This is a genomic window from Spirillospora sp. NPDC049652 (assembly GCF_040675125.1).
Lineage (GTDB): Bacteria > Actinomycetota > Actinomycetes > Streptosporangiales > Streptosporangiaceae > Spirillospora.
Window position 1 is genome coordinate 1 of record NZ_JBFAOF010000572.1, and the last position, 4,673, is coordinate 4,673.

The following is a 4,673-nucleotide window of genomic DNA, read 5'->3' on the forward strand; positions in this document are numbered from 1 at the left end:
GCGCTGGCCGAGCTGGCGCTGCTCGGGTCGGGCTCCGCGCCCGACGCGCCGGACCCGGCCGTGCTCGACCGGGCGGCCGGGCTGCTCGCGCTCTGCCGGGGCGAGCACGGCGTCCCGGAGGACGAGGAGGCGGGCGCGGCGGACCTGCTCACGCGGTACGGCACCGCGATCCCCGAGTGGGTGTGGGGCGACCTGGTGCGCGGCGTGCCGTCCATGGGCTACGAGCTGGCCCGCGCGGTGCAGCGGTGGGCGCACGCGGCGGGCGCGTCCGAGGTCGCCGAGCAGTGCGCCGCGCGCGCCCTCTTCCAGGCCCCCGACCTCACCTCGGTCGTGCGGCTGACGACCGGCGGGACGCCGCGCGGCGAGATCGTCGCCGCCGTGTCCGGACGCGTCCGGAACGGCGCTCCCGACCTGCCCGAGGCGTTCGCCGAGTGCCCCGCCGAGCACCGCGACGCCCTGCTGGAAGGTGTCCTGAACGGGCTGCGCGCCGCGGACGAGCCGACCCGCAAGGCCGTCCTCACCGACGCGGCCTGCGACCTGCTCTACGACGAGCTCTACCTCCCCGCCAAGGCGGAGCCGCGACGGGCGAAGGCCGCGCGCCGCGCGACGTTCACGCCTCCGGCGGCGTTCGGAGCCGGGGACGTGGACGGTCGGAACCGGGCGCCCTCCCAGGCCGGTGACGTTTTCCGCGGTGCGGAGGAGGTCGCGGCGGAGGTTCTGGCGTCCGTCGGGCGCCGCACTCCCGCACGGCGGATCGAGGTGACCGGCGCGCTGCTGGAGCTGGGGCTCAGCGCGGTGGAGCTCGATCCGGTGTTCGGCGCGGTGTGGGGTGACGCGCCCGACGCCGCGGAGTGCCTGGAGTTGCTGGCGGCCCATCCCGAGGGGTGCGCGGAGCATCCGGCGCTCGGGGTGCTGCCGTCGCGGACGTTCATGAGGATCGCGACCGGTTACGGCGGGCTGGCGGAGGCGTCGACGCTGCGGCTGGCCGAACGGGTGCGGACGGTGCTGCCGGGCGGGACCGCCGACGCGGACGCCGCGGTCGTGCGGGCGCATGCCGAGGCGGTGACGGCGGAGAAGCCGGCGGACGCGGCGCGCGCCCTCGACGGCCTGCCGCGCGCGGGACGGCTCGCGGTGCGGGCGTTCGAGTCGGCGGCCGAGCGGCTGGAGCGGCGCGGCCCGGTGTTCCGGGCGGAGCTGCTGGCGGCGGCGTCGCCGACGGCGCGGGCCCGGCTCGGCGTGCAGTGGACGGGCGGCCCCGGCGCGCGGCGCGGGCGCGGGTCGGACGGCGAGCGCCGGGACGAGCTGGTGGAGGTGGCGCTGCGGCTGCGGGCCCGGGGGGTGCGCGAACCGGCGCTGGAGGAGTGGGCGCGGGGCGTGGCGTCCCGGTTCCTGGCGGCGCGGCACCTGGAGTCGCGGTTCGCCTCCGAGCCCGAACTGCGCGCGGCGCTGAAGGCGCTGCTCGACGACGCGCGGCGGGGGTGACGGGATGCCCGCCGTCGTCATCGGACTGCTGATCCTGCTGTGGCTCGCCGTCATGTACGCCGGGTTCGTCCTGGTGTTCCCGGTGCTGTTCCCGGCGGTGGTCGCCGCCGCCGGGCTCGCCGCGTTCGGGCTGTACTACCTGCACGCCGTCCGGGCGCTGACGCCGCGCGAGCGCGGCGGGCCGTCGCCGGTCGCCGAGCCCGCCGTGTCGTACCGGACGTACCTGCTCGGGCAGGCGTGGCGCGACTGGTGGACGATCACCAGGACGGTCGTGCCGCGCGTGTACGGGACGGCGCGCCGGGCGGTCACGCGGCTCACCCGGCTGCTGCTCGGGGGGCTGTGGGGGTTCTTCGCGTTCCCGTTCTGGCTGGCGCTGTGCGCGGGGATCGTGGTCGCGGCCGTCCCGGCGGCGGTGCTGGGGCTGGCGCTGACGGTCCTGTACGGAGCGGTCGCGGCGGTCGGGCTCGCGGCGTGGTCGGTGTGCGTGCTGACGCTGGCGGCGGTCGAGCGCGGGTTCATGGTGTACGGGCGGATCCTGCAGACCTGCCCGCATCCGTTCTGTTACGAGCGGATCGCCCTGCCGGTGTACGCCTGCCCCGGATGCGGGGCGCGGCACCCGCGCCTGACGCCGGGCGCGGCGGGCGCGTTCCGGCATGTGTGCAGGTGCGGGACGCGGCTGCCGACGACCGTCCCGCTGGGCCGGTTCCGGCTGGCGGCGTACTGCCCGCACTGCGAGGGACGGCTGCCCGAGCGCATCGGCCGCGTCCGGATCGAGCCGCTGCCGTTCGTCGGCGGCCCGGCGGCCGGGAAGACCACGTTCATGGTCCTCGGCATCCGCGCGCTGCACACGCGGGCGCGCGCGGCGCACGGGCGGCTGGCGTTCGTGGAGCGGCGGCACGCCGAGGCGTACGCGGCGATGGCCCAGGTGTTCAACTCGGGCGGGCGGCCCGCCAAGACCGGCCCGGAACTGCCGCTGGCGACGATGCTGGATGTCGAGCTGCCCGGCCGCGTCCGCCGCATCCTGTACCTGTTCGACCCGGCGGGCGAGCACTACACGGGCGCGACCGAGGTGGAGTCGCTGCGCTACCTGGACCACGGCGAGGCGCTGCTGTTCGTGGTCGACCCGTTCGCGCTGCCCTACGTCCGGCACTCGCTGGGCGAGTCGGAGCTGCACCTGGTCGAGGAGTCGGCGGGGACGTCGGAGGAGGACCCGGCCGACACGCTGCAGCGGGTCCTGAACGAGCTGCGCACGCGCCCGGACCGGGGCCGGCAGAAGCGGATCGGCGTGATCGTCACCAAGCTGGACCTGCTGGTCAAGACCGAGGTCGGCCGGGACGTCACGGCGGGCGGGCTGCGCGACTGGCTGGCCGCCGTCGGGCTCGGCAACTCGGTGCGGTCGCTGGAGCAGGTCGCGGCCGAGGTGCGGTTCTTCGGCTCGGGGCTGTCCACCCCGCAGGGCGAGGTCGCCGACCTGCTGCTGTGGGCCTCGGGGCTGGCGTCGGCGACGCCGCCGGCGCCGCCCGGGTCCGCGTCGCCGGAACTGATCGAGGAGGTGCCGGGGACCTCCCCGCTGCGCGCGCCGTGGCCGGTGCGCGGCCGCGATCCGGCGCTGGTGCCGCTCGGCTACCAGGTGGGCCGGTGGTCGGTGCTCGGCGGGCTGTCGGCGGCCGGGCTGGCGCTGCTCGTCACGGTGGGCCTCAGCGCGACGCTGCTGCTGGACGACGTGAAGATCCACTTCCCGTTCTTCTTCTGACCGCCCCCGCCCCCGCTCCCGCCTGCGGCGATCACACGATGTGAGGGGCCCCACACCCGTTCCGGCATAACCGGTGACGGCACTGCGTTAGGTTGATTGAAGTTTCAACCGTTAGCAGTGAGAAAGGGTTCGCGATGACCGCCCTGCACCCCGACGTCCGGCCGACCGGCGCGCTCGAACTCGACGCGTCCGCCCAGGACCTGCTGTTCCGCGAGGCCCGCACCGCCAACGCCTTCGCCGCCGACCCGGTGTCCGACGAGCAGCTCCAGGCGATCTACGACCTGGTCCGGTTCGGCCCGACCGCGATGAACAGCCAGCCGATGCGGCTGGTGGCCGTCCGCACGCCGGAGGCCCGCGAGCGCCTCGTCCGGCACATGTCGGAGGGCAACCGGCCGAAGACGGCGTCCGCGCCCCTCACGTTGATCGTCGCCGCCGACACCGGCTTCCACGAGCACCTGCCGACCGTGTTCCCGCACGCCCAGGGCGCGCGCGACGCGATGGAGGCCAACCCCGGCCGCGCGGCCATGGCCAGGTTCAACGCCGCCCTGCAGCTCGGCTACCTGATCGTCGGGATCCGCGCGGCCGGCCTCGCCGCCGGGCCGATGACCGGCTTCGACGCCGAGGGGGTCCGCGCCGAGTTCCTGGAGGGCACCGGCCACGAGGCGATCGCCGTGGTCAACGTGGGCCGGCCCGGCCCGGACGCCTGGTTCGCGCGCAACCCGCGCCTCGCCTACGACCAGGTCGTCACCGAGGTCTGATCCGGCGGCCGGCCGATCCCGCGCCGCCCGCGAGCGCGTGCCGCCCGTGGGCGCGTGCGGCCCCCGTGCCCGTGCCGCCCCCGCGCCCGTGCCGCCCGCGAGCACGGGCCGGGTCGTTGACGGGCCTCCCCGGGGCGTCCTAGGTTTCCGGGATACGCGAGGAGGCCCCATGCCCGCCGTCGAGATGCCCGCCGTCGAGACCGCGCGCGGACCGGTCGACGCCGCCGCTCTCGGCCGGACGCTCATGCACGAGCACGTGTTCGTCCTGGACGACTACCACCAGCGCAACTACGGCACCGGGGCGTGGTGGGACGAGGAGGAGCGCGTCGCGGACGCGGTCGCCAAGCTCACCGGACTCGTCGAGCGCGGGATCACCACGATCGCCGATCCCACCGTCTGGGGGCTCGGCCGGTACATCCCGCGCATCCGGCGGATCGCGGACCGCGTCCCCGGGCTGAACATCATCGTCGCGACCGGCCTCTACACCTACAACGACCTGCCGTTCCCGCTGCACCACCGCGGGCCCGGCACGGTCCTCGGCGGGCCGGACCCGCTCGTCGCCGACTTCGTCCGCGACCTCACCGAGGGCATCGCGGACACCGGCGTGAAGGCGGCCTTCCTCAAGTGCGCCGTGGACACGCCCGGCTTCACCCCGGGCGTCGAGCGGGTGCTGCGCGCGG

At 76.0% G+C, this 4,673-nt stretch carries 3 protein-coding genes and 1 pseudogene; all 4 read left to right on the plus strand.

Features of this window, described 5'->3' with window-relative positions; translation table 11 throughout:
- Nucleotides 1-1,482 (plus strand): annotated as a pseudogene (locus AB0J52_RS28065) (hypothetical protein); the annotation flags it as partial.
- A 4-nt stretch (nucleotides 1,483-1,486) separates the two neighbouring features.
- On the plus strand, nucleotides 1,487-3,235 hold the full coding sequence (locus AB0J52_RS28070) for a TRAFAC clade GTPase domain-containing protein (protein WP_500185411.1): 1,749 nt from the start codon (nucleotides 1,487-1,489) through the stop codon (nucleotides 3,233-3,235).
- Between the two features lie 134 nt (nucleotides 3,236-3,369).
- A complete protein-coding gene (locus tag AB0J52_RS28075) occupies nucleotides 3,370-3,993 on the plus strand; it encodes a malonic semialdehyde reductase (RefSeq protein WP_500185412.1) in 624 nt (207 codons plus the stop codon).
- Between the two features lie 169 nt (nucleotides 3,994-4,162).
- Nucleotides 4,163-4,673, plus strand: a 511-nt coding sequence (locus AB0J52_RS28080) for a phosphotriesterase family protein (RefSeq protein WP_500185414.1), incomplete at its 3' end; no start/stop codon positions are given.